Annotated in this window: 22 protein-coding genes and 1 riboswitch; of the genes, 8 read left to right on the plus strand and 14 right to left on the minus strand. The window is 64.3% G+C overall.

The genetic code is table 11. The features are described from left to right. Nucleotides 1–434 (minus strand): MarR family winged helix-turn-helix transcriptional regulator (locus C1D09_RS13800; RefSeq protein ID WP_143974844.1); only part of this gene is annotated, 434 nt, incomplete at its 3' end. A 218-nt stretch (nt 435–652) separates the two neighbouring features. Here C1D09_RS13800 and C1D09_RS13805 point away from each other — a divergent pair. Genes C1D09_RS13805 through C1D09_RS13830 form a run of 6 tightly spaced genes read left to right on the plus strand, consistent with a single transcriptional unit; the run spans nt 653 to nt 6,464 of the window. After that, the gene (locus C1D09_RS13805) at nt 653–1,261 is read left to right on the plus strand and encodes a CDP-alcohol phosphatidyltransferase family protein (RefSeq protein WP_143974845.1); all 609 of its coding nucleotides are present in this window, start codon (nt 653–655) and stop codon (nt 1,259–1,261) included. Between the two features lie 36 nt (nt 1,262–1,297). Next, complete coding sequence (locus tag C1D09_RS13810) at nt 1,298–3,082, plus strand: bifunctional alpha/beta hydrolase/class I SAM-dependent methyltransferase (RefSeq protein ID WP_425463418.1); 1,785 nt, start codon at nt 1,298–1,300, stop codon at nt 3,080–3,082. A gap of 13 nt (nt 3,083–3,095) precedes the next feature. Continuing rightward, complete coding sequence (locus C1D09_RS13815; RefSeq protein WP_143974847.1) at nt 3,096–4,433, plus strand: phosphatase PAP2/dual specificity phosphatase family protein; 1,338 nt, start codon at nt 3,096–3,098, stop codon at nt 4,431–4,433. Then, nucleotides 4,430–4,870, plus strand: a complete 441-nt coding sequence (locus C1D09_RS13820; RefSeq protein ID WP_143974848.1) for a hypothetical protein — start codon at nt 4,430–4,432, stop codon at nt 4,868–4,870. Before C1D09_RS13815 ends, C1D09_RS13820 begins: the two co-directional genes overlap by 4 nt. Beyond that, the gene (locus tag C1D09_RS13825) at nt 4,867–5,529 is read left to right on the plus strand and encodes a lysophospholipid acyltransferase family protein (protein WP_143974849.1); all 663 of its coding nucleotides are present in this window, start codon (nt 4,867–4,869) and stop codon (nt 5,527–5,529) included. The genes C1D09_RS13820 and C1D09_RS13825 overlap by 4 nt, the downstream gene beginning before the upstream one ends. Next, nucleotides 5,529–6,464, plus strand: coding sequence for a phosphatidate cytidylyltransferase (locus C1D09_RS13830; RefSeq protein ID WP_143974850.1), 936 nt, complete (start codon nt 5,529–5,531; stop codon nt 6,462–6,464). The genes C1D09_RS13825 and C1D09_RS13830 overlap by 1 nt, the downstream gene beginning before the upstream one ends. Before the next feature lie 19 nt (nt 6,465–6,483). Here the strand turns inward: C1D09_RS13830 and C1D09_RS13835 are convergent, their stop codons facing one another. The 5 genes from C1D09_RS13835 to C1D09_RS13855 all read right to left on the minus strand — a co-directional run bounded on the left by C1D09_RS13835 (nt 6,484) and on the right by C1D09_RS13855 (nt 10,859). Further along, nucleotides 6,484–7,533 carry a FecCD family ABC transporter permease gene (locus C1D09_RS13835; RefSeq protein WP_167514599.1) on the minus strand — a complete coding sequence of 350 codons (1,050 nt, stop codon included), beginning with the start codon at nt 7,531–7,533 and terminating at the stop codon, nt 6,484–6,486. Further along, nucleotides 7,533–8,480, minus strand: coding sequence for an ABC transporter substrate-binding protein (locus C1D09_RS13840; protein WP_143974851.1), 948 nt, complete (start codon nt 8,478–8,480; stop codon nt 7,533–7,535). Before C1D09_RS13840 ends, C1D09_RS13835 begins: the two co-directional genes overlap by 1 nt. Nucleotides 8,481–8,526: 46 nt before the next feature. Beyond that, the gene (locus tag C1D09_RS13845; RefSeq protein WP_143974852.1) at nt 8,527–9,315 is read right to left on the minus strand and encodes an ABC transporter ATP-binding protein; all 789 of its coding nucleotides are present in this window, start codon (nt 9,313–9,315) and stop codon (nt 8,527–8,529) included. Then, nucleotides 9,312–9,710, minus strand: a complete 399-nt coding sequence (locus tag C1D09_RS13850; RefSeq protein WP_246135736.1) for a DUF1636 family protein — start codon at nt 9,708–9,710, stop codon at nt 9,312–9,314. The genes C1D09_RS13845 and C1D09_RS13850 overlap by 4 nt, the downstream gene beginning before the upstream one ends. Nucleotides 9,711–9,802: 92 nt before the next feature. Next, nucleotides 9,803–10,008: riboswitch (cobalamin riboswitch) on the minus strand. A gap of 203 nt (nt 10,009–10,211) precedes the next feature. Continuing rightward, nucleotides 10,212–10,859 (minus strand): class I SAM-dependent methyltransferase, encoded by a 648-nt coding sequence (locus C1D09_RS13855; RefSeq protein ID WP_143974853.1) that lies wholly within the window; start codon nt 10,857–10,859, stop codon nt 10,212–10,214. Nucleotides 10,860–11,223: 364 nt separating this feature from the next. Here C1D09_RS13855 and C1D09_RS13860 point away from each other — a divergent pair, with 364 nt between their 5' ends. After that, nucleotides 11,224–12,183 carry a DMT family transporter gene (locus C1D09_RS13860; protein ID WP_143974854.1) on the plus strand — a complete coding sequence of 320 codons (960 nt, stop codon included), beginning with the start codon at nt 11,224–11,226 and terminating at the stop codon, nt 12,181–12,183. 186 nt (nt 12,184–12,369) lie between these two features. Here C1D09_RS13860 and C1D09_RS13865 read toward each other — a convergent pair whose 3' ends face one another. The 4 genes from C1D09_RS13865 to C1D09_RS13880 form a co-directional block, all read right to left on the minus strand. After that, on the minus strand, nt 12,370–13,359 hold the full coding sequence (locus C1D09_RS13865) for a substrate-binding domain-containing protein (RefSeq protein WP_143974855.1): 990 nt from the start codon (nt 13,357–13,359) through the stop codon (nt 12,370–12,372). A 69-nt stretch (nt 13,360–13,428) separates the two neighbouring features. Further along, complete coding sequence (locus C1D09_RS13870) at nt 13,429–14,484, minus strand: ABC transporter permease (RefSeq protein WP_143974856.1); 1,056 nt, start codon at nt 14,482–14,484, stop codon at nt 13,429–13,431. Next, nucleotides 14,484–16,001, minus strand: coding sequence for a sugar ABC transporter ATP-binding protein (locus tag C1D09_RS13875; RefSeq protein ID WP_143974857.1), 1,518 nt, complete (start codon nt 15,999–16,001; stop codon nt 14,484–14,486). The genes C1D09_RS13870 and C1D09_RS13875 overlap by 1 nt, the downstream gene beginning before the upstream one ends. Further along, nucleotides 15,998–17,011, minus strand: a complete 1,014-nt coding sequence (locus C1D09_RS13880) for a LacI family DNA-binding transcriptional regulator (protein ID WP_143974858.1) — start codon at nt 17,009–17,011, stop codon at nt 15,998–16,000. The genes C1D09_RS13875 and C1D09_RS13880 overlap by 4 nt, the downstream gene beginning before the upstream one ends. A 214-nt stretch (nt 17,012–17,225) precedes the next feature. On the opposite strand from C1D09_RS13880, the gene C1D09_RS13885 reads away from it, so the two are divergent. Then, on the plus strand, nt 17,226–18,059 hold the full coding sequence (locus C1D09_RS13885; protein ID WP_143974859.1) for an AraC family transcriptional regulator: 834 nt from the start codon (nt 17,226–17,228) through the stop codon (nt 18,057–18,059). Between the two features lie 6 nt (nt 18,060–18,065). Here the strand turns inward: C1D09_RS13885 and C1D09_RS13890 are convergent, their stop codons facing one another. The 4 genes from C1D09_RS13890 to C1D09_RS13905 form a co-directional block, all read right to left on the minus strand. Beyond that, nucleotides 18,066–19,016 (minus strand): bifunctional helix-turn-helix transcriptional regulator/GNAT family N-acetyltransferase, encoded by a 951-nt coding sequence (locus C1D09_RS13890; protein ID WP_143974860.1) that lies wholly within the window; start codon nt 19,014–19,016, stop codon nt 18,066–18,068. 66 nt (nt 19,017–19,082) lie between these two features. Next, entirely contained in the window at nt 19,083–20,228 is a 1,146-nt protein-coding gene (locus C1D09_RS13895; RefSeq protein WP_143974861.1) for an alanine racemase, read from the minus strand. Beyond that, nucleotides 20,225–21,568, minus strand: a complete 1,344-nt coding sequence (locus C1D09_RS13900; RefSeq protein ID WP_143974862.1) for a D-arabinono-1,4-lactone oxidase — start codon at nt 21,566–21,568, stop codon at nt 20,225–20,227. The genes C1D09_RS13895 and C1D09_RS13900 overlap by 4 nt, the downstream gene beginning before the upstream one ends. A 5-nt stretch (nt 21,569–21,573) precedes the next feature. Beyond that, on the minus strand, nt 21,574–22,758 hold the full coding sequence (locus tag C1D09_RS13905; RefSeq protein ID WP_143974863.1) for an MFS transporter: 1,185 nt from the start codon (nt 22,756–22,758) through the stop codon (nt 21,574–21,576). Between the last annotated feature and the right edge of the window lie 139 nt (nt 22,759–22,897).

Consider the following 22,897-nt stretch of genomic DNA (forward strand, 5'->3'; position numbering starts at 1 on the left):
GTATCGCCTTCGGCGAGATTCTGCGCCATCGCATCGAGCGCCCTGATCAGGACGCGACGGTCCTCCGGCGAAACGCCGACGAGCGACTCCTCATAGACTTCGCCGGCCAGGCTCTTGACCTCGGCATAGGCGGCGCTCGCCTTGGCGGTCGGGAAGATCATGCGCACGCGGCGGTCGGCGGCGTCGGCGCGGCGCTCGATCCAGCCGCCCTCTTCCATCCGGTCGACGAGGCGCGAGACACTGATCGGCTCGATTTCGAGCAGCTCCGCGAGCCGGGCCTGGGTAACGCCCTCTTCCTTGGCAACGCGCACCATCAGGCGCCATTGCGCCGACGACAGGCCGAGCCCACTGGCACGCGTCTCGAAACGCTTGCGCATCAGGCGCTGCACGTCGTGGATCAAAAATCCCAATCTGTCGATGCCATCGGAAACCATGAGCGATATATATAATAAGCGTGCTTACTATTCAAGCGCGATGTCGTTCAAAAGCCGGCAAATGTGCGTGCCCACCGTGACCGTCGACGATTGGTCGACGCCTCAGCGACCGATGCGCGGCAGCCGAGCAGTCAGAGTCGCCGTTTTGGACGCTGCAGCCGCTGGTCGCATATGACATATTCATGTACAGCGCAGGCCAGGATCGGGGGATCGACGCAATGCCGACGCTTTACGCGCTCAAGCCGGCTTTCCAGGGAAGACTGCGGCCGCTGGTCAACCGGTTGGCGGCGAACGGCGTCACCGCAAACAGCATCACCATCCTGGCGGCCCTGATGTCGATCGGGGCTGGAGCGGCCGTGGCGACCCTGCACGGATGGCGCTGGCCGCTGGTACTCATTCCCGTGGTGCTGTTCGTGCGCATGGCACTCAATGCGGTGGACGGCATGCTGGCACGCGAACATGGGCAGGCTTCGACGCTCGGCATGTACCTGAACGAGATTTGCGATGTCGTTTCGGACCTGGCACTGATCCTTCCCTTTGCGGCCTTGCCGCTATTCAGCGCATGGGGAGTCGTCGCCTTCGCCATCACCGCGGTACTAACCGAGTTCGCTGGCGTGCTCGGCATCGCCGCCGGCATCGGGCGTAATTACGCCGGGCCGTTCGGCAAGAGCGACAGGGCGCTGGCGCTGGGCATGGTGGCGGTCGTGTGCGCCGCAGGGCTGTGGCCGGCATCCATCGCGCCTTTTGTGTTTCCAGCCATGGCAACGCTTTCGCTGCTGACCGCCATAAACCGGATACGCGCCGGCTTTATTGGCAGCGCCAGCTGAGCATCGAGGCTCACCATGTCGCCTGAGGGGAAGACCATGATGCACGGACCGATTGCAGCGGCTGCCGAAGGTACTGGACGGCAGGCACAAGAGCGGGTCTTCCACAGCCATGACGGAACGGAAATCTTCTACAGGTTCTGGCCGGCGGCCTCCGCCGATGCCAAGGGCGCCGTGGTGCTCTTCCATCGCGGCCATGAGCATGGCGGTCGCATGGCCCATCTCGTCGACGAACTGCGGATGCCAGATCACGCCTTCTATGCCTGGGATGCCCGCGGCAATGGCCGTTCGTCAGGTGAACGCGGCTATGCTCCGTCCTTCTCGGCGCTGGTGCGCGACATCGACTGCTTCATGCGCGAGATCGCCGCCAGGGATGGCTTCGCAACGCAGGACATCGCACTGATCGCGCAGTCTTTCGGCGCCGTGCTTGCCGCTGCCTGGGTTCACGATTATGCGCCGAAACTGCGCGCCATGGTGCTGGCCTCCCCGGCCTTTTCAGTCAAGCTCTACGTGCCGTTCGCCAAGGAGGGTATCGCGCTCTGGCAAAGGCTCAAGGGCCGTTTTTTCGTCAACTCCTACGTCAAGGCGAAATTCCTGACCCACGATCCCGTGCGCATCGCCACTTTCGAGAGCGATCCACTGATCACGCGGCCGATCGCCTCCAACATCCTGGTCGAACTCTACCAGCATGCCGCCCGCATCGTTTCGGACGCCCGCGCCATCACCGTGCCAACACAACTTCTGCTTTCGGGAAGCGACTGGGTGGTGCGCCAAGCCCCGCAGCACGAATTCTTCGTCAATCTCGGCAGCCGGACCAAGGAGCGCCACGTGTTGCCGGGTTTCTTCCACGACACGCTTGGCGAGCGCGACCGGGCGCAGGCCCTCGATCTGATCCGGCCGTTCCTGGCCACGCAGTTCACGGCGCGCGATGCACCAGTTGACCTGAAGCAGGCGGACATCGCCGGCTACACGCGCGACGAGGCCGACAGGCTTGCATCGCCACTGGACCTGTTGTCGCCCAGGGGCTTCTATTGGGCATTCAGCCGTGCCTTCATCCGCATGGGCGCCTGGGTCTCGTCGGGCATGAAGGCCGGCGTCACCACCGGTTTCGATTCCGGCTCGACACTGGACTATGTCTATGAAAACGAGGCACGGGGGCTGACGCCGCTTGGCCGCTTTGTGGATCGCATCTTCCTGGAGGCCATCGGCTGGCGCGGCATCCGCCAGCGCAAACTGCACCTGGAAGAACTGATCGGCGCTGCGCTGTCGACACTCAAGGCCGCCGGCCGCGACGCCCACCTTCTCGACATCGCCGCCGGCCACGGCCGCTATGTTCTCGATGCGATCGCGAAGAGCCCCGCCCCGCCGGCAAGCGTGCGCCTGCAGGATTATTCCGACCTCAATGTCGGGCTTGGCCGCAAGCTGATCGCCGAGCGGCAATTGCCGGTCAGCGTCTCGTTCCAGCGCGCCGACGCTTTCGATGCCGACATGCTCGACACTATCGATCCGGTGCCGGACCTCGCCATCGTTTCGGGCCTTTACGAACTGTTCTCCGACAATGCCATGATCGCCCGGTCGCTTGGCGGATTGGCCCGCGCCATGCGGCGGGGCAGCCTGCTCATCTATACCAACCAGCCCTGGCATCCGCAGCTCGAGATGATCGCGCGCAGCCTGACGTCCCATCGCGGCGGACAAGCATGGGTCATGCGCCGGCGCACGCAAGGCGAGATGGACCAGCTCGTCGAAGCCGCCGGTTTCGAGAAGCTCGACCAGCGCATCGACCAATGGGGCATCTTCACCGTCTCGGTCGCACGGCGCCTGTAGGACCAGCCGAGGCATGCCGACTGACCCTGAAGCTTCGCAATCCGCAGCCATCGTCGCCGAACCCTATGGCCGTGTGGTCGTCAGGGCTGCATTGTGGTTGGCGTTCCTGGCGCCGTTCTTCTACCTGACCTATGGCTTCGCCAACTGGCTGGCGTCGCGGCGCGACGATGTCGGCAGCATCGTGTTCTCCTGGGAACACAGCGTCCCGTTCGTCGCCTGGACCATCGTGCCCTACTGGTCGATCAACCTGTTCTACGGCCTGTCACTGCTGCTTAACGACAACCGGCAAGGGGTCGACCGCCTGGCCGGCCGCTATCTCACGGCGCAACTCGTCGCCGTCACCTGCTTCATTCTCTTCCCGCTGACCGCGACGTTCGTGCGGCCGGAAACGACCGGGTTGCCGGGCTTCATGTTTGCCGTGCTTGGCGGCTTCGACAAGCCTTTCAACCAGGCACCCTCGCTGCACATCGCCCTGCTGGTGATCATCTGGGACCATTGGCGCCACCGGCTCGGTCGCCTTCTCCTGCCGCTCTGGCACGGCTGGTGCTTCCTGATCGGCGCCTCGGTGCTGACGACCTGGCAGCATCATTTCATCGACATCCCGACTGGCGCGCTGCTCGGCTTCTTCGCGCTCTGGCTGTTTCCGCGCAACGGCGAATTGCCCCTTTCAGGTGCCCGGCTGACCAGCGATGCGAAAGCCCGCCGGCTTGCACTGTTCTATGCACTGGGCGCCGTCCTTGCGGTGGCCGCCGCCGCACTCGGCGCGCTCTTTTCAGCCGTCGCGCTCTTCCTGATTTGGCCAGCCTTGGCGCTGGCCATCGTCGCCCTTGCCTATGCCGGGGCCGGCCCGAAAGTGTTCCAGAAATCCGCCGATGGCGGCATCACGCTCGCAAGCCGCACCTTGCTCCTGCCGTATCGTCTTGGCGTCAGGACAAACATTCGGGCCTGGACGCGAAATCTTGCTCCGCAGGTGGCGGTTGCCGACAGCGTCTTTCTCGGGCGTTTTCCGACGGCAAGCGAGGCCAACGGCTTCGGCACCGTCATCGACCTCGCCGCCGAACTTGGAAGGCCGGCGGGAGCGACTTGCCGCTGGATCGCCTTGCCTATGGTCGACCTGTTGCCGCCGCCGTTGATGACGCAGCGGCAGGCGGCCTACGCGCTGGAGAAGGCTGGCCGCGACGGCACCGTGCTTGTCTGCTGCGCGCTCGGTTTCCAGCGCAGCGCCGGCGTTGTCGCTGAATGGCTGGTGGCGACCGCCAGGGCCGGGACACCGGCCCGGGCTCGCGAGATGCTGAGCGCCGCCGGCCGGCCGGTTCACCTTGTCGAGGCAACGGAGCGGGCCGCATCATGACCGGCGATGCCTATCAAACCGCCGATCGTTTCGCCAGGATGCTGATGCGGCAGGCCGCGTGGCCGGCCGCACTCGTTGTGGCCGCGAACATGCTGGCGCCGTTGGCCGCCCGGGCGCGCGGCGCCTTCGAGACCTTGCCCGCGGCCGTCGCGCTGTCGCTTACTGCCGTCAGCGCGACTGCCGTGCTGGCGCTGTCGGCGCTGCTGGCATTCGACGCGCTGCTGTTCCGGCTGATGGCCAGCCATGACGACGAGGCTTCCGCTGGCGCCGCGGTGGATGACATGCTGGCGCGCATGCGCCTGAAGCCGCTGCCACCCTCCACACGTTCGCTCGACGAACGCATGGCCGGCGCGCGCCGGCTGCTCACCAGGCAACGCATGGCCCTTGGCCTGTTCGTGGCGATGCTTCTGGCGGCCGGATTTTGGGCGCCGCGATGAACAGGCTCTCGCTCAAGACCTTTACCCTGCTGCAGACGGTGACCTCCGTCGGCCTCTCGGCGCTGGCCTGGGTGGTGACTGGGGTGCGTCCGATCTGGAATGGCAGTCTGCCGTCGGACAGGCAGCGCATCTATTTCGCCAACCACACGAGCCATGGCGACTTCATCCTTTTGTCGGCGTGCCTCAACGAAAAGGAGCGCGCGATCACCCATGCCGTGGCGGCCGGCGAATATTGGCGAAAATCGCGGCTGCGCCGCTTCATCGCCGAAGACATGCTGTCTTCCGTGCTCATCAACCGGCAATGGACGAAGCCCGAGGAAAACCCGATCGAGATCATGCTGTCGGTTCTCGACCAGGGCCACTCGCTCATCCTGTTCCCCGAAGGCACCCGCAATATGACGGAAGAGCCGCTGCTGCCTTTCCGCTCCGGGCTCTATAATCTGTCGATGGCACGGCCGCAGGTCGAACTGATCCCGTGCTGGATCGAGAACATGTCGCGCGTCCTGCCCAAGGGCCAGTTCCTGCCGGTCCCGCTTTTATGCCGCGTCGTCTTCGGCGCGCCGGTGGCGGTGGCCCCTGGCGAGCAGCGGCGCGCCTTTCTCGACCGAGCCCACGCCACGCTTCTGGCGCTCAACCCGCGTCCCGAGCGAGACGATTGATGCGCCACGACATCTCGATCCTGATCATCGGCCTGCTGGCGGTGCTGACGACCGCCAGCATCGTGGCCGCGATACTTTCGGCACGGGCGCCGAAGCCACTCAGTTCGACTCTGGTCAATCTCACCCAGCGCATCAATGCCTGGTGGGTCATGGTCGCGCTGATGACGGTCGCCTTCTTCTTCGGCCGGTACGGCCTGACCATCCTGTTCGCGCTGATTTCCTTCGCCTCGCTGCGTGAATTCGTGACGCTGACGCATACGAGCCGGAGAGACCATTGGGTGCTGCTCGGCATGTTCGGCATCATCATCCCGTTTCAGTACTGGCTGGTCTGGACCGCCTGGTACGGGCTCTTCGTCATCTTCATTCCGGTCTATTGCTTCCTGCTGATGCCGGCCATCACCGCGTTGCATGGCGATACCGAACGCTTTCTCGAGCGGATCGCCGCGCAACAATGGGCGGTGATGATCTCCGTCTATTGCGTCAGCCATGTTCCAGCGCTGCTGACGCTCGATGTGCCGGGCTTCGAAGGCCGCAATTTGTTGCTGATCGCCTTCCTGATCATCGTCGTCCAAGGCAGCGACGTGCTGCAATACATCTTCGGCAAGCTGTTCGGAAAACACCGGTTCTCGCCGACCGTATCGCCATCGAAAACCTGGGAGGGCCTGATCGGCGGAGTGGTGTCGGCGAGCCTGCTCGGCGCACTGCTGTCGTTCGTGACGCCATTCACGCCCCTGCAGGCGGCATGTGTGGCCTTCGTCGTCTGTTCGATGGGGTTTCTGGGTGGGCTCGTTGCCTCGGCCATCAAGCGCGACCAGGGCGTCAAGGACTGGGGCCATCTGATCGAAGGCCATGGCGGCATGATGGACCGTACCGACAGCCTGATTTTCGCTGCTCCCATCTTCTTTCACATCGTGCGCTATTTCTGGACAGTCTGAGACGGCAAGCTCCGAGCGGTCAGAGGCGGTTTCTCACGACCAGCGTGACGACGAAGAAGGCCCCGAGCGAGCTGGTGATGATGCCGATCGGCAGTTCCTGCGGTGGCAACAGGGTTCGCGCCAGAAGATCGCTTGCCAGCAACAGCACCGCCCCGAACAGCGCACAGCTGGCGATCAGGCGCAGATGCAAGGGACCGGCCAGCGGCCGCGACAGATGCGGGATCATAAGCCCGACAAAGCCGATGACGCCGGCGACCGAGACGAGAATTGCCGTCGAAAAGGCAGCGACGAGAAACGTCGTCCTACGCATCCGCGCCACCGGCACGCCAAGGCTTTCGGCGGCACTTTCACCCGCCAGGAAGGCGTCCAGCCTGCGATGGTTCCACAGCCCGTAGGCTGCAATCGTGCTGGCGCCCAAGGCGCCGAGCCAGACATTGTCCCAGCGCGCCAGCCCGAGCCCGCCCATCGTCCAGAACAGCACCGAATGGGCTGCGCGCTGGTCGCCGGCAAAAACCAGGTAGTTGGTCAAGGCCGTGAACAGGAAGGAAACGGCAAGGCCGGCGAGGATCAGCCGCTCGGGTCCCTGCCCTCTCACCCGCGCGACCAGCAGGAGGACGATGCAGGCGGCCAGTATCCCGCCGGTGAAGGCGGCGACCGGCAAGGTCCAGATGCCGAAACTGTCACCAAAGACAGTGATGACGGAAACGGCACCTGCGGCCGCCCCCGACGACAGGCCGAACAGGAAGGGATCAGCAAGATCGTTGCGGGTCACCGTCTGCAGCAAGGCGCCTGTTATACCGAGGCCGCCACCGACACAGACCGCCAGGATCGTGCGCGGCAGCCTGAGGTCGACGACGATCTTGCCGACCGGGCCAGACACCTGGTGTTCATTCAACCCGACGGCCTTGCCAAGCGAGGCGATGACGTCGGTGAGTGGGATCAGCGTCGAACCATAGGCGATCGACAGCAGCACGAGGGCGACGATCGCCACCGTGCCCACCACCATCGCCAGAGCGAATGCCTTGTGCCCCGAAAGCGTACCGGATTTTTGCCCAGCGGTAAGAAGCATCAGAACGCTTCCGGATGCATCGCCCTGGCGATCTTGCCGATCGCCTCGATGTTTGCCGGCCCGGGCGTCAGTTCGGCATAGCGCAACGCCACGAAGCGCTCGTTCCTGACCGCGTCCGTCTCCTTCATCGCCGGGTGGGCCTTCAAGAAATCGAGCAGTTTCTTGTAGCCGCCGCCATCCTGGTAGTCGGGCAGGATGAGAAATTGCGGATTGCGCGATGCCACGGTTTCCCAGTCCGTGTTGCCCCAGCTGGTGTCCATGTCGGCCATGATGTTGTCGCCACCCGCGGCCGTGACCATGGCGGTCGGCATGGCGAATCTTCCGGCGGTGAACGGCTTGTCCTCACCTGAATCGTAGAGGAACACCCGCGGCTTCTTCGCGCTGCCGACCTTGGCAGTGATATCAGCGAGCTGCGCCCTCCAGCTGGCAACAAGTTTTTCGGCTGCGTTCTCCTTGCCGAAGATCTTGCCTAGCTTTTCGACATCGCCATAGAGCAGGTCCATCGAGGCAGCGGGACGGTTCTTGTCGAGATGGACGCAGCTTTCGGTCAGCACCAGCGTCTTGATGCCGTGCGGGGCGAGCGTGTCCGGGGTGACATCACCACCCGGCTTCATGCCATAGTACCAGCCGGCGAAGAAGAAATCGGGCTCGACGGCGACGAGGTTTTCGAGCGTCGGGTATTTGGGCGCCAGTTCCGGGATGGAACCCTGCTCGGCCTTGAACTCGGGGCCGACCTTGTACCATCCGGTGATGCCGGTCAGGCCGACGATCGACGGCTGCAGCTTCAACGCGAAGGCCATCTCAGCCATATTGAGGTCATGGATGACGGCGCGCTTGGGCGGCGCGTCGAAGGTCAGCGGCTTGCCGCAGCTGTCGACGGTGACCGGGAAGGCGAAGGCTGTCGTGGCCAGCAGCGAGAAGACGAGCGACAGGGAGGGAGATTTCACGGATTTGCTCCTTGATGAACAGTGGCGGATGACGGAAAGGGCTCGATCAGGATGGCGGCGCGGCCCGGTTCGGAACATCGAAGACCGTGAGTTCCCGGTCCTCGGTCGGATGGCGCAGGCGAAACACGTCGACGCCGAAGATGTCGCGGATCAGCTTTTGCGTCAGCGCTTCGCGGGGTGCCGCCAGCGCATGCAGCCGCGCCTCGCTCATCACCGCGACCCTGGTGGCGAAGGGCGCCACCAGAGCCAGATCGTGCAGTACCGCGATCACCGTCATGCCGAAGCCGGCCACGAGTTCGAGCAGCTCGCCGCGGGCGCGCGGATCGAGATGGTTGGTCGGCTCGTCGAGGAACAGCACCTTCGGTTGCTGCGCGATGGCGCGCGCCAGTTGGGCGCGCTGGCGTTCGCCACCCGACAGCGAGCCGATGGTGCGGCCAAGCAGCGGCAACAGGCCGGTCCGGCGCAACGTGTCGACGACGATGTCGCGCTCCTCGCTCCTGCGTATCAGGCCGGCATGCGGGACGCGGCCGAGCTCGACATAGTCGATCACCGCCAGCCGCGGGTCCGGCTGGTCGGTCTGGCCGACGACGGCGATATGCAGGGCCCGCTCGACGCTCGAGATACGGTCCAGGCGGCGCCCGCCAAGCTTCACCTCGCCGGAGCTTGGCCTGAGCATGCCCGACAGCATGCGCAGCAGCGTGGTCTTGCCGGCGCCATTGGGGCCGATGATGGCAAGGCGATCGCCCGAGGCCACCGACAGGCTGACGGCGTGGACCAGATGCCGGCCATTGGCCATCGCGCTGAGGTCGCGCGCTTCGAGGAGTGGAATTGTCATCGGCTGTCGCCCGCAAGCTTGCCCAGTGCCGGAATGCGGGCCAGTGTCTTGCCGGCGAGCCGCGGCGGACGTGGTCCGGAATTGCACCAGCCGTCGGCGAGCGAGGCGTAAAGGCGGGCAAATCGCACGAGATCGCCGGCGTCGGCCTCGCAGTCGATGGAGCCAAAGAGATAGGATGCCTTGCCCGGCGCCTGGAAGGCCACCGTCAGCGGCCTCTCGCAGCCCGCCATGCATTCGACACCTTCGACCGTGAAGCCATGCGCCACGGCGGGTTCATGGCAGGCCGCTAGCCGGGAGCGCAAATCGGCGCAAAGGCTTTCGCCCGACCTGATGCCGGTCGGGATGTCGCGGCAAAGCGTGCACACGATGATGCGATGATCGATGGCGCCGTCCAACTTTCCGTCACTTTCCAAAACTGGCGACGGAAGGATGCTGGCGAGCCGGCCGACAAGACCGACGCCCACGTCTCCTCCCGGCACACCCCGTCCGGTCAACTCAGCTGATGGCAGGTCTCCTGGCTCGCGGGTCTCGGCGCAATCCTGCCTTCCCAGCCTTGCCGGCCAGTGGCATGTCGGATCTTGCTCACCGCTTACAGTTGCGGGGGCAGCCACGGTATCGACCTTTTGAGGTCTCACCGTGTTCCCTTTTCACCCCTTGCCTTTCGACGCGGGGACCATCACGTACCCACCGTAGATTTCCATCGACCGCATCGCAATGAGTTTTTTGCGATGCAGTCGCCGAATGCTCCGTATGTAATAACATTACATTTGAAGCGATGTTTCGTGGCGATGTCAACCCCTCGCGCAACGCGGCTTCGGCGCGGCCGAGGTTTTCAGCCGCGAGCGGCCACCAGGCAGGAGGCATGGCACCTGGTCGCGGTCGCCGGGGAACCGGCCCTATAGCTTTCTAAAAAAGCCTGACAGAATATTCGGACCCGCTTCGCCCGGCCGCAGTCTGATCCCGTCTTCAAAGCAATTCAGCGTCACGCATTCGAAGCCGTAATGCGCGAGGAGCGCCACCAGCGAGTCACGGTCGAAATGGTGGAGGTGCTCGTTGGGCAGACGCATGCGCCACGTCCGGAACCACGCGTCGCCGTCGGCGCCGAGTTCACGCCAGCGGCAGTAAGGGACGGCGATGGCCAGGTGGCGGGCCTGAAGGCGGGCGAGGAAATCCAGATCTGAAATGTGCTCGAGCACGTCGAACATGGCGACGAGATCCCACGAGTCGGCGAGCGCCTCGTCCCAGTCGACAAAGCGGACGCCCTCGGGCAGCGGAAATCTGGTGATGTCGCAGCCGGCACAGTCGGCAACCCCGGTAATTTTGGCGGCCTCGATAAAGGTGCCGGTGCCATAGCCGATCTCCAGCACGGACCGAGGTATCGCACCGGTGATGCCCAGCACCCAGCCAAGCCGCTGATAGCCGAGCTTGATGGTCCGGTCGCTCAAATCCTCGTAATAGGACATGTACTGCTTGTCGTATGTGATCGGCGTGGCGTCGATCTGGTGAATCACGCCAAACCGGTCGAGGTCGTAATTGTCCAGCATTCGCGGCACCCCAGGATCTCGTATGCTTATACGGCGGCGTTGAACGCAAGGTAAGCGGCTGGGACGGGATGCCAAATCCTGGCAGCAGCGCGACGAGAACTGAATGTCACATTTGGGTCGACTGCCAACTGGCCGCCCGCGTATGCAACGCGAAAAGCCGACACGCGACCACCCGATACCGATGAAAGCGCACGCTGTTGCTCGGCGTCTGTGCCGCCGCTCTGGTGACTTAGGAAAGTTCAGATGCTGAGTCAGGTCTGCCGGCGGTCAACGGTCGACCTCGCACTTCAAAACGGATGCACGACCCAACGACGCAGTCTATGCTGCCCCCGTCGGCAGTCGTCATCAAAGGGGAGGACATGACATGCAGGCAATGCCGATAGCGCATCAAGCCGCGCAACCCGTGGTCGGCCCCATATCCTCGGTGACCGGCTATCCGGCCGCGGTCCTGTGCTGGCTGCTTTCGGCTGGTGTCTATATCGCGGCCAAGTGGGTGGCGCCTGAAATGCCGCCCTGGGGCCTCTGCTTCTGGCGGCTGACGCTTGCCTGCGCCATCCTGCTGCCGATTGTGTACCGTCATCACGACGCGATGATCGGGCTTTTGCGAACTCGCGCCGTGGAGGTCGTCGCCGTTGGGGCGATCGGCCTCACGCTGTGCCAGGGTATGATCTACCATGGCCTCAACGACACCAACGCCACCACGGCCGGAATCATCATGGCGCTTTCGCCTGTCATGACGATGGTGCTCGCCCGTTTCGTGCTKGGCGAGCCGCTCGGGCTGTGGAAGTCGCTTGGCGCGCTGGTCGCGCTCGGCGGGATGATTTTCATCGTTGCCCACGGGGAGCTGACGGCGCTGCTGCAACTCAAGTTCAACGCCGGCGAGCTTTGGATCGTCGGCAGCGCGTTCTGCTGGGGCCTGTACACTGTGCTTTTGCGCCGTGCCAAATTCGGCATCGAACTCCTGCCGATGGTCGTGCTGCTGCTCGGCGTCGGTGCGCTGGTCGCCTTGCCTTTCCACTTGTGGGAATTGTTCAACGACGCACGCTCCGCCATGGATGTCCACAGCATTCTCGCGCTCGCTTATCTGGCGGGCCCCGGCGGCGCCTTGATGTACTATCTCTACAACAAAAGCGTGGAAACACTCGGCGCGAGTCGGGCGAGCATGCTGCTCTACCTGCAGACGGTGTTCGTCGCTATGCTTGCCTATCTGCTGCTCGGCGAGGACTTGCACGATTACGATCTGGTCGGTGCGGCCTTCATTGTCGCCGGCATCGTACTCGCCACCGTGGTCAAACCCAGGCCGGCTCAACCACGCGTGGCGTAGAAATCCTGCGGGTGACCGCGGAGCCGCCATCGCTTGGACGACCCATGTCGGCTTTTGATGTACGGCGATAGCCGTGCGAATGACCGAAATGCGGCACGAGTTGCCATTCTTCGGCAGACCCTCCCAAACGAACAAGGCCCCTCCCGGGGCCTTGTCTACAAACCTCGGCGGTAGGCTCTCCGTCCCTCACTTCCCCATCAGCTGCTTGGCATTCTCCGCCGTGATCGCGGTCGTCTCAACCGTTACCGTCGGCTCCACTGACGTCGCGCAGTCGAGCAGGATCTTCTTCGACATCTCGATCGCTTCCTTCGCTCCCGTCGGGTAGGTGAAGGTTGCCGCCCAGTCGCCCTTGGCGACGGCCTCAATGCCGCCGGCCGGTCCGGGGAGGCCGTCGGTGCCGATGATCTTGACGTCCTTGCCGGCTCCCTTGGCTGCAAGCAGCGCACCGGCCGCCATCATGTCGTTGGAGGCATAGAGCACCTTGATGTCGGGATGCGCCTGCAGCATGGCGGCAAAGGCGGTCTGGGCTTTGTCCGGCACCCAGTCGGCGGCCTGCTCGGCGACGACCTGGATCTTGGCATTCGCCTTGACGCCGTCCTTGAAGCCGTTCAGCCGCTCGACCGCCGGCGTCGAACTCGGCAAGCCTTCCAGCACCGCCGCCTCGCCGCCATCCGGCAGCAAGGTCTTGGCGGTGTATTTGCCGGCTTCGAGCGCGATCTTGTAATTGTCGCCGCCGATGAAGGCGGTGTAGTCCTTGCCGGGGTCGCCGACCGTCTTGCGGTCGAGCTCGATGACCGGGATGCCGGCATCCATGGCGCGTTTCACCGCCGGCGTCAGCGGTGCGGCCTCGAAGGGCGAGATCAGCAGCAGATCAACCTTCTGCGTGATGAAGTTGTCGACCTGCGAGGTCTGCGTGTTGACGTTGCCGGCGCCGTCGGCGATCTGCAGCGTGAAGCCCGGCACCGCCTTGGCGGCCGCCGTCAACTCGTCATTGACATGCTGGCGATAGGGCTCGGCGTTGTTGGCTTGCGAGAAGCCGATGACAAACTGGCCGTCCTTGGCGCAGGCCTTGACCAGCGGGTCGGCGGCCTGCGCGGCTCCTGCAATGCACAGGCCTGCGCCTGCCAGAAGCACGGCATGAAGCGTGTTCCTCGTTGCTTGTCTTGTGGTTTTCATACTCGCTCTCCTCCTCGTCGGGCCGGGGCCAGACCTTGGTTTGACTTCGACTTTGTTGCCGTCTTCCTCCTAACGACCCAAACCCTCGCGGCGGCGAACGAGGGATTGAAGCACTGCCGCCAGCACGATGATCGCGGCGGTCGCGAGCAACTGCATGGCGGGCGTGATGTTGTTGAGCTGCAGGATGTTGGCGAGCGCGCCGAGCATGATGGTGCCGGCCACGGTGCCGACCATCGAGCCGGCGCCGCCGAACAGGCTGGTGCCGCCAATAACCACGGCGGCGATCGCCGTGAGCTCGTAGCCCATGCCGTCATTGGCGCTGCCGAAATTGAACTGGCCGGCGTGCACAATGCCGGCAAGGGCCGAGGCAAAGCCGGTGATGGCATAGACCGAGATCTTCACCATCGAGACAGGCACGCCGGAAATGCGCGCCGCGCGCTCGTTGCCGCCAACCGCAAAGACATAGCGGCCGAAGCGCGTGGTGTTGAGCACGATGGTGGCGATCGCGGCAAAGACGATGAAGACGATGGTGGCGACCGGCACGGTGTTGTTGAACAGCCGCTCGCCGAGGATCGCAAACACAGGCGACGCCAGGCCCGGCCCGTCGCCATAGGAAATGTTGATGTACTGGTTGCCGGAGACGACCAGCGCCAGGCCGCGCGCCGCCTGCAGGCCGGCAAGCGTGACAATGAACGGCTCCAGCCGAAAGCGCGTGGAGATGGTGCCCTGGATGGCGCCGAAGACGATGCCCATGACGAGCACGGCGAGGATTGTGGGAATGAGCCCGAAGCCACCCGAGATCATCATCGACGCGGTGACGACGCTGGACAGGCCGAGCACCGCGCCAACCGACAGGTCGATGCCGGCGGTGATGATCACGAAGGTCATGCCGATGGCGATGATGCCGGTTTCCGACACGGCGCGCACGATGTTGGCGATGTTGTCGGGATCGAGGAACAGGATCTGGCCGTGCCGGCGCGGCGAGAAGATGATGCCACCGATCGCCACCACGACCAGGCCAATCAGGCTCTGGAAGCGCACCACCAGGGCGAGCGGATCGCGATGCTTTGGCGCTGCCGCCGGCACCGCCGGGCTCGCTGTCACCGAAATCTTCTGTTCAGACATCAGGCCTCCCTGCCATTTGCCGCGTCAAGCACGGTGTGCTCGTCGACGCCGCCGATGAATTCCGCGACGTTGCGCCCTTGGCGCAGCACCACGATCCGGTCGCACAGGCCGATGAGTTCCGGCATCTCGCTGGACGCGACCAATATGCCGAGCCCCTGCGCCGCCAGCTGCCTGAGCCGCGCGTAGATCTCGCCCTTGGCGCCGACATCGACGCCGCGAGTCGGCTCGTCGAGCAGCAGCAGCCGGGGATTGCCGAGGATCTCCTTGGCCAGCACCACCTTCTGCTGGTTGCCGCCGGACAGCGCGCCCACGGCGATGTCGGGATTCTTCGGCCTGATGTCGAACTGGCCGAAGGACTGCTTCACCGCATCCGCCTGGCGGCGCTGCGACATCAAGCCGAAGGGAGAGATGCGGCGGATCACCGACATGACCAGATTGAGGCCCACCGCCATCCGGAGCATCAGGCCGCTGCCGCGCCGGTCGTCCGTGACGAAGGCGATGCCGGCCTCGCGCGCGGCCTTGATCGAGTCGAGTTTCACAGGCTGCCCGTCCATGGCGACCTCACCTTCCCAACGGCCGGACAGGCCGGTGCCATAGAGCGCGCTGAGGAGTTCGGTGCGCCCTGCCCCCATGATGCCGGCCAGCCCGACGATCTCGCCAGCCTTGACGTCGAGCGAGACACCGCTCGGCGGCTGCCAGCCGGCGCTTTCATGGGCGAGCCTGAAGCTGGCATCGCGCAGGCTGAGCAGTGTCTTGCCGGCCTTCGTCGACCGTTCGGGATAAAGCTCGTCCAGCGGCCGGCCGACGAGAAGCCGGACCAGTTCGGCCTGCGGCGCGTGCGGCTCGGTGACGCCCGCGACGCGACCGTCGCGCATGACCGTCACCCGGTCGGCGATCTGCGGTACCTCCTCGAGGCGATGCGAGATGTAGACGATGCCGACGCCGCTCGCGGCGAGCTTGCGCATGATGTCGAACAGCCTGTCGACCTCGCCTACCGTGAGTGCCGCCGTCGGTTCGTCCATGATCAGCACGCGCGAGGCGTAGGACAGCGCCTTGACGATCGCCACGACCTGGCGCTGGCCGATCGACAGGTTCGCCACCATGCTGGCCGGATCGATGGCCAGTTCGATGGCTTCGAGACGCTTGCGCGCCTCGCTGCGCATCGCCGGCACGTCGAGGAATCCACCCGGCCGCATCAGTTCGCGGCCAAGGAAAAGGTTGGCGGCGACGTCGAGCGTCGGCACCAGGTCGAGCTCCTGGAAGATGGTGGCGATGCCGGCCGCCTGCGCCTCGCGCGGGTTGTTGAAGGCTACCTGCTTGCCGTCGATGTGGATGGTGCCCTCGTCCGGCGTGTAGACGCCCGACAACAGGTTCATCAGCGTCGACTTACCGGCGCCGTTTTCGCCGAGCAGGGCATGGATTTCGCCCGCCTTGAGGTCGAAGTCGACGCCGCGCAGCGCGTGGACGCCGCCGAAGCGCTTGACCGCGCCGGTGACGGAAAGCAGCGGCGCGCTCATGCTGACCTCGTGTGGGCCGGCCTCGCACAAGACTCTCGCACCCGCAGCGCTGCCCGCAGCCGCACCGCCTGCGGCTCCAGGTCGGTCGATGCGATGCGAGCGCACAGCAGGGCGGCCGCCTGCCGTCCGATCTCGGTGCAGGGTTGCGCGACAAGCGTCAGCCGGGGCTCGAAGCAATCGGCCCATTCGAAATCGTCGAAGCCGACGAGCGAGAGGTCGCCGGGGATGGAGAGCCCCCTCTCGCGGATGGCGCGAACTGCCCCGATCGTCGTCATGTTGTTGCCCGTGACCAATGCGGTAGGCGGCGACGGCTGAGACAGGATCGCATGGGTGGATGCGGTCGCGCTCGCCGTGTCGACATTCTCCGGCGAGACATAGAGCGGCAGGCATTCAAGTCCATTGGCGACCAGCGAGACGCGAAAGGCCTCGACGCGTTCCCGGGTCGTCGCCAAGCCCGGCTGGCCGGCGATGTAGCCGATGCGCTTGTGGCCGAAGGAGGCGACGTGATCGATGAGAGCCCGCATCGACGATTGGTTCTCGACGCCGATCTGGTCGAAACGGGCGTCGGCGAAACGGTCGATGAGCACGCAGGGCACCTTCTTCTCGGCCAGGTAATCGATGGCGCGCTGCGGCGCGCCCGACGGCGCCAGGATGACACCGTCGACGCGACGCTGGTGGAAGGCGCGCACCACCGAAAGCTCGCGGTCGGGATCCTCCTGTGTGTCCGATAGGAAGACCATGAGGCCGAGGCGCGCGCATTCGGCCTCCACGGCGCAGATGATGTCGGTGAAATAGGGGTTGGAAATCGCCGAGATCGCCAGGCCGACGCTGTTGGTCGAGGCCACTTTGAGCGATCGCGCCAGTTCATTCGGCTGGTAGCCCATCGCGGCGATCGCGTCATTGATGAGCCGCGCCTTCTCCGGCGAGACAAAGCGGGTGCGGTTGATGACATGCGAGACGGTCGAAACCGATACGCCGGCGCGGCGCGCGACCTCAGCCATTGTCGGCATGGCGGCTCAAATGGAGTGCTGGCAAGCGCTCCTCCCTGATGATGCGTTCCCGTCCGCTCTCATTGGTCTCGGCGGATTTGACCGACCATAGTGCCATCGAAACGTTTGCGCAATCGCTTCGATGGCTTCTCCGACCAAATTTGCGCCATGCGCAATTTCGATCAAACTGGTTGGGCTACGAGGCGCCAGAGTGAAGATGCCTTTGCGAGGACACATGAACCCGACCGAGAAAGCATTGTGGTTTGTCGAGAGCCATCTGCCAGAGCCCGTTACACTCGACGATGTCGCGGCGAGCAGCGGCGTCTCGCGCTTTCATGTGACGCGCGCCTTCGGTGCAGCCACCGGCCACTCCGTCATGGGCTATATGCGCGCGCGCCGGCTGACCGAAGCGGCGCGCAGGCTGGCCGGCGGGGCGCCCGACATCCTCTCGGTGGCGCTCGATGCCGGCTACAACTCGCACGAGGCCTTCACCCGGGCCTTCCGCGACCAGTTCGGCACGACGCCGGAACTGGTCCGCGCGCAAGGCTCGACCAAGACCCTAGCCCTCGTGGAGCCGATCCTGATGGACCAGTCCTTTCTTGCCAACCTCGAGCCGCCACGCTTCGAAAACAGCCGGCCGTTCCTGATCGCCGGGCTCGGCGAACGCTATAGCTGCGAGACCAGCGCCGCCATACCGATGCAATGGCAACGCTTCGGCCCGTTTATCGGCAACATTCCGGGCGAGACCGGTGACGTCGCCTATGGCGTCTGCGTCAATGGTGACGATGCCGGTAATTTCGACTACATCGCCGGTGTCGAGGTCTCGGACTTTTCCGACCTTCCCAGGGAATTCAGCCGCGTGCGCATACCGGCGCAGAAATATGCGGTGTTTTCGCATCGCGAGCACGTCTCGACCATCCGCCGCACCGTCAACACGATCTGGAACAAATGGCTGCCGGCCTCCGGACACGAAATAGCGGACGCGCCGGAATTCGAACGATATGGCCCGGAGTTCGATCCGCGCAGCGGCAATGGCGGACTGGAGATCTGGATACCGGTCAACGGTTGATCGGCGCTACAATTCCAAATCCCATGTCTGCCCGACCAGATCCTTGCCAAAGGAATGGTGGCGCTCTTCGTCGATCAGCCTGAAGCCCGCCGCCTGATAAATGCGGCGCGCCGAGCCCAGTATATCGTTGGTCCAAAGCGTCAGCGTCTTGTAACCCTTGGCTCGCGCGAAGGCGATGCACTCGTCGACCAAGCGCGCGCCGATGCCAAGGCCGCGGGCCGAAGGCTCGACATAAAGCAATCTGAGCTTCGCCACCTCGGGCGACTTGCGCACGACGAAGACCGAACCGACGACCTCGCCATCGCGCTCGGCGATCCAGCTGCGCTCCCATTTCGGGTCGAAGGATTTGACGAACGCCGCGAGGATTTCGGCGACCAGCGCCTCGTACGTTTCGTCCCAGCCATAGTCCTGCGCGTAGAGCATCCCTTGCCGGCGGGTGATCCAGCCGATGTCGCCGATCTGCAGCGGCCGCAGCAGATATGGGATTTTCGGCTCTACGCTTTCGTCCAGCAGTGCCTGGATCGTCCGCATTGACTCGACCAGCCGGTCCTGTTCCGAAGCAGGCAGCCGATCGAGCAAGGCCGCGACTTGGTCATGCGAATCCTTGTCCAGCGGCGCGAAGGCAGTCCTGCCCGACGGCGTCAGCGCAATCGAGGATTGCCTGGCATCCGAAACCAGCGTCGACCTGGAGATGAGGTCATCGCGTTCGAACTTCTTTAGCAAACGGCTGACATAGCCGGCGTCGAGACCGAGATCGCGCCCAAGGTCGGTCGCGGTCAAACCATCGCGGTGCGCCAGCTCGTAAAGCACACGCGCCTCGGTCAGCGAGAAGGCGCTTTTCAGCAACCCTTCGTCGAGCAGGCCGATCTGCCTGGTGTAGAAGCGGTTGAAAGCCCGCACCGCATCGATCAGCTGCTTTTCGGGCGCTTCGTGCTTGGGCTGATGGTGAATCGTCATGGTCATCTCCTGCCTTCACAGGATCGACCATTTACTTGACCTAGTCAACCATATCGATCTGCCCGGTCACATCATCGGCAGCACCGGCCAACGATCAACGATCCTGCCGTGGGAAAGTACCGCGATCGGACCGAATTGCTGCAGCACGGCCTCGCTCTGCGTCGGCCGCAGAAACGCGTAGTCGCCTGGCCTGGCGACGCTATCGGCAGGCAGGCCCATGAATTGCTGGTTGGAAGACAGGCCGAGCAGGACGTTCGTCTTCATGCCCTCGGGAAAGGCCGGCTCGGCCATCCATTTGCCGCCATAGAGGTAGCAACCCTTGCGTGGAAACCGGCCGAGCGCCTGCAGCAGGCGGGTAACGGCCGGCGGACCCGGCAGCATCGGCTCGACCATCTTCAGGATCGGCGTCGCGATGAAGGCCGCCGGCTGGAAACCGTCGAGGCCAGGCGTGTCGAAATCGCTGGGCAGCACGAAGGCCGATCCCATCGACACTTCATTGGCAATGCGGCCGCGATGCAGCAGCGCGGTCTTGCTGCCGCCAATGTTCAGGATGCGGCGCTGGTCCAGGCCTAGGCGCGCCACGAAAGCGGCGGCCCGCTCCGAAGCCTGCGCCAACGCCTTGGCCGGCCCGCCGAACAGGCCGGGAATATGCGGCGCGTGTGCCTCATAGGCCATGACGCCTTCGCAGCGCAGCCGTTTGTGGGCCGCCACCGCGCTTAACGCTTTCGACAAGGCCTCCGGGCTGGAGAAGCCGCCGCGATGCAGCCCGACATCGATCTCGAAGGCGATGCGCAACTCGGTGCCGATTTCGTCGGCCAGAGCGTCATATTCAGCCAGCCTCTCCTGTGTATCGATCAGCCAACAGACACGCGACCAGTCGGCGCCGCCCTTCACCAGGGCCGCCCTTGCGGCGTCGACCGGCATCGGTTTGCCGCACAGGAGACCCGCGTCCGGAAACGCCTTCAACACCGCCGCGCTGATCGGCGGATGAAAGGTCATGAAGCGGTCGGTTTCGAGCTTCTTGGCGATATGCGAAAGCAGCGGCAGGCAAGCGAGCGACTTGTCGACCAGCCGCACGGCCAGGCTCGGGTCGAGCCTGGCTTTGACCAGCGCAATGTTGCCATCCAGCCGGTCGAGGTCGAGCAGCAGGCAGGGCTGGAAGATACCGGCGGTTCTCAGTGCTTCGGAGAGCGCGGCAAAATAGGCACTCATCGTTCAATGCCAAAAGGACTGGGTTCAATGCCAAAAGGACGGGGTTCAATGCCAAAAGGACGGGGTTCAATGCCGAACAGGCCGGCCATGTAGGGCGAGACGAAGCGGTTTTGCGGATCGATATCGCGGCGCACCGCCATGGCGTCGTCCCAGCGCGGATAGAGCTTCTTGAAGTCCGCCGCCTTCAGGCTGTGCATCTTGCCCCAATGCGGTCTGCCGCCATATCTGCGGAAGATCGGCTCGGCCGCCTGCATGAACGGCAGCGGATCGCTCGCCGCGTCATGATGGATGGCGATCGAGCAGGTCGGCCTGTCGTAGAACGGCGAGAGCCAGAACTGATCAGCCGCGACACTGCGCACCTCCATTGGGAAATAGACTTCGGGAAAGTGCTTTTCGGTGAGCGCGATGATCTCGGCCAGCGCCTTCGGACCCTCCTCGAAGGGAAGGTGATATTCCATCTCGTTGAACTTGGTCCGGCGGTCGCTGGCATAGACGTTGAGCCAGTCCTGCACATAGTCCTCGGCCGGCACTTTCGCGACAGCACCGAGGATCAGCCGGCGGCGAAGTGACGGCAGCCAGGCAAGTCCGGTGCGCAGCCGGCGCAGCGTGCGCAGAGAGCCTTCGTCATCGTCGGTCGGGCGCGCGGTGGTCGCCTCGGTGCTGAAGTCGCTGGCGATGAACTGCGCGTAGCCGGAGAACGGAATGTAATAGAATTCCGCCGAGCGATGCGCGGTCATCATCGTTTCGAAGTCGCGCAGCATGTCGCCGATCGGCAGCACCCATTTGCGGCGGCGCAGCCGGTAGGTCGCGATGTTGTTCAGCGTCACTTCGCTCAAGACACCGAATGCTCCGAGCGCGACACCGATAGCGTGGATCATGTCCTGATCCCCTGCCCTGGTGAAATCGCGAACCTTGCCAAGCCCGTCGACGATCTGCATCGTCTCCAATTGCGTATGATAGGCGCCAAGCGTCGGCCCGGAGCCATGGGTGGCGGTCCCCAGCGCGCCGCCGATCGCCTGGCGATCGATATCGCCCATATTCGGCAGGCCCTGGCCGATGCCCTGCAGGATGTGCATGAGCGGACCAAGCCGCGTCCCTGCCTTCACGCGTGCCTGGTGCTTTTCAACGTCGTGCGAGACCAGCCCTTCCAGCTTTTCCAGAGACAGGATGGTGCCCTCGGACTTCACCAGCGGGGTGAAGGAGTGACCGGCACCGGCGACACGGACCGGGCCGGGTGCGGTGCGAACGAGGTCGCCAACCTCGCCAACATCGGCGGGGCTGGCGATCAGCCGCGGCGCGGCTGTGACAAAACCGGACCAGTTGCTCCAGATGTTCGACATGGCGCTCACGCAACAACCCGGCGACGTCGCGCCACGAGGATGAACAGGCCAAGCAACAACACACTGGCCAAGGCACTGCCGGCGGCGAATTCAGGAACCGGGCGGAAATCCTTGCCGTCGATGAGCATGGACGCCGCAACCGGCCCGATCGCCAGGCCAAAGAGCTGCGCGGCCGGCACCAAGAGCACGGCGGTGCGGGTGTCATCGGCCGTGATCGCCAGGCGGATCTGGTAGGGCACAATGAACAGGAGAATGAAACCCATGACCAGGGCGGCGACCCAGAAGGCGGCAAGCCCAGGTCCGCTGGCCAGCATGAGCGAGGCGACAAGTGCGACGGTGCCAATGACTGCGATGGCAATGCGGTAATCGATGCGCGCTTCGAGTGCGGTCGCCGTCATCGCGCCCAGGACCTGCACCGCGAGGGTGGCCGACACGATCAGGCCGACGATGCGGCCGTCAATGCCGAATTGGGCACCAAGAGGCTCAAGAAACGCCCAGACCGAGCCGAAGAACATGAAATAGCAGAAGACGCACGACAGCGCGGTGATCGAAGGAGCCGTCAGCACATTGGCCAGATTCTCATCCTTCGGCAGATCGGCGTAATCGGCAGGGACGACGAAGGCGACGACAAGCGACAGGACGCAGACGACCGCGAGAATAAGGAAGCCGCCAGCCGATCCGGCCGCCGGGATGACATAGAGCGCCAGCAGCAGGGCAAGCGCGCATTGCGCCAGGGTCTGCATGGTGACGAAAAAGCCGCCGATGCGTTCGGCGCGCCGCGAACGGGCGATAAGCTCGGTGGCGACCGCGACAAGCCCGCCTTCGGCAAGGCCGGCCAAGGCGCGTGTCGCCGTCAATGCATTGGCGCCGGCGGCATAGGCCGTCCATACATTCGCCAGTGCCAGCAGGAGCAGCAGGGCCGCACTTTTCCAGCGCATGTTGCGGGCCGACAGCAGCATCGCGACGATCGCCGAACCAATGGCGATGGCGATCATCTCGGCGGTGGCGACCAGCGCCAGCTCGTCGCCGCTGACATGGCCCTCCGTGTAGAGGGCGCCGAGCAGCACCGGCTGCAGGCCGAGAATGAGCAGGCCGACCGAGCCTATCCACAGCGCCGAGGCTAGCTGTCCGCCGGTCGGATTGCCGACCAGCCAGTCGCCGCTTCCGGCGTGCGCGTTACCAGATGCCAAAGCCGCCTCCCAACGTTCCTTGTCGCACGGCAAAAAAGCTGACAATCTGTCAGCATTTTGGAAACTGATACTTGATCATATTTTTTGTCAACCGTAATTTGGCAATTCGTGCGAAAGACCGGTGCATGACGCAAGCAAG

The sequence above is a fragment of the Mesorhizobium intechi genome (assembly GCF_002879535.1).
Lineage (GTDB): Bacteria > Pseudomonadota > Alphaproteobacteria > Rhizobiales > Rhizobiaceae > Mesorhizobium > Mesorhizobium intechi.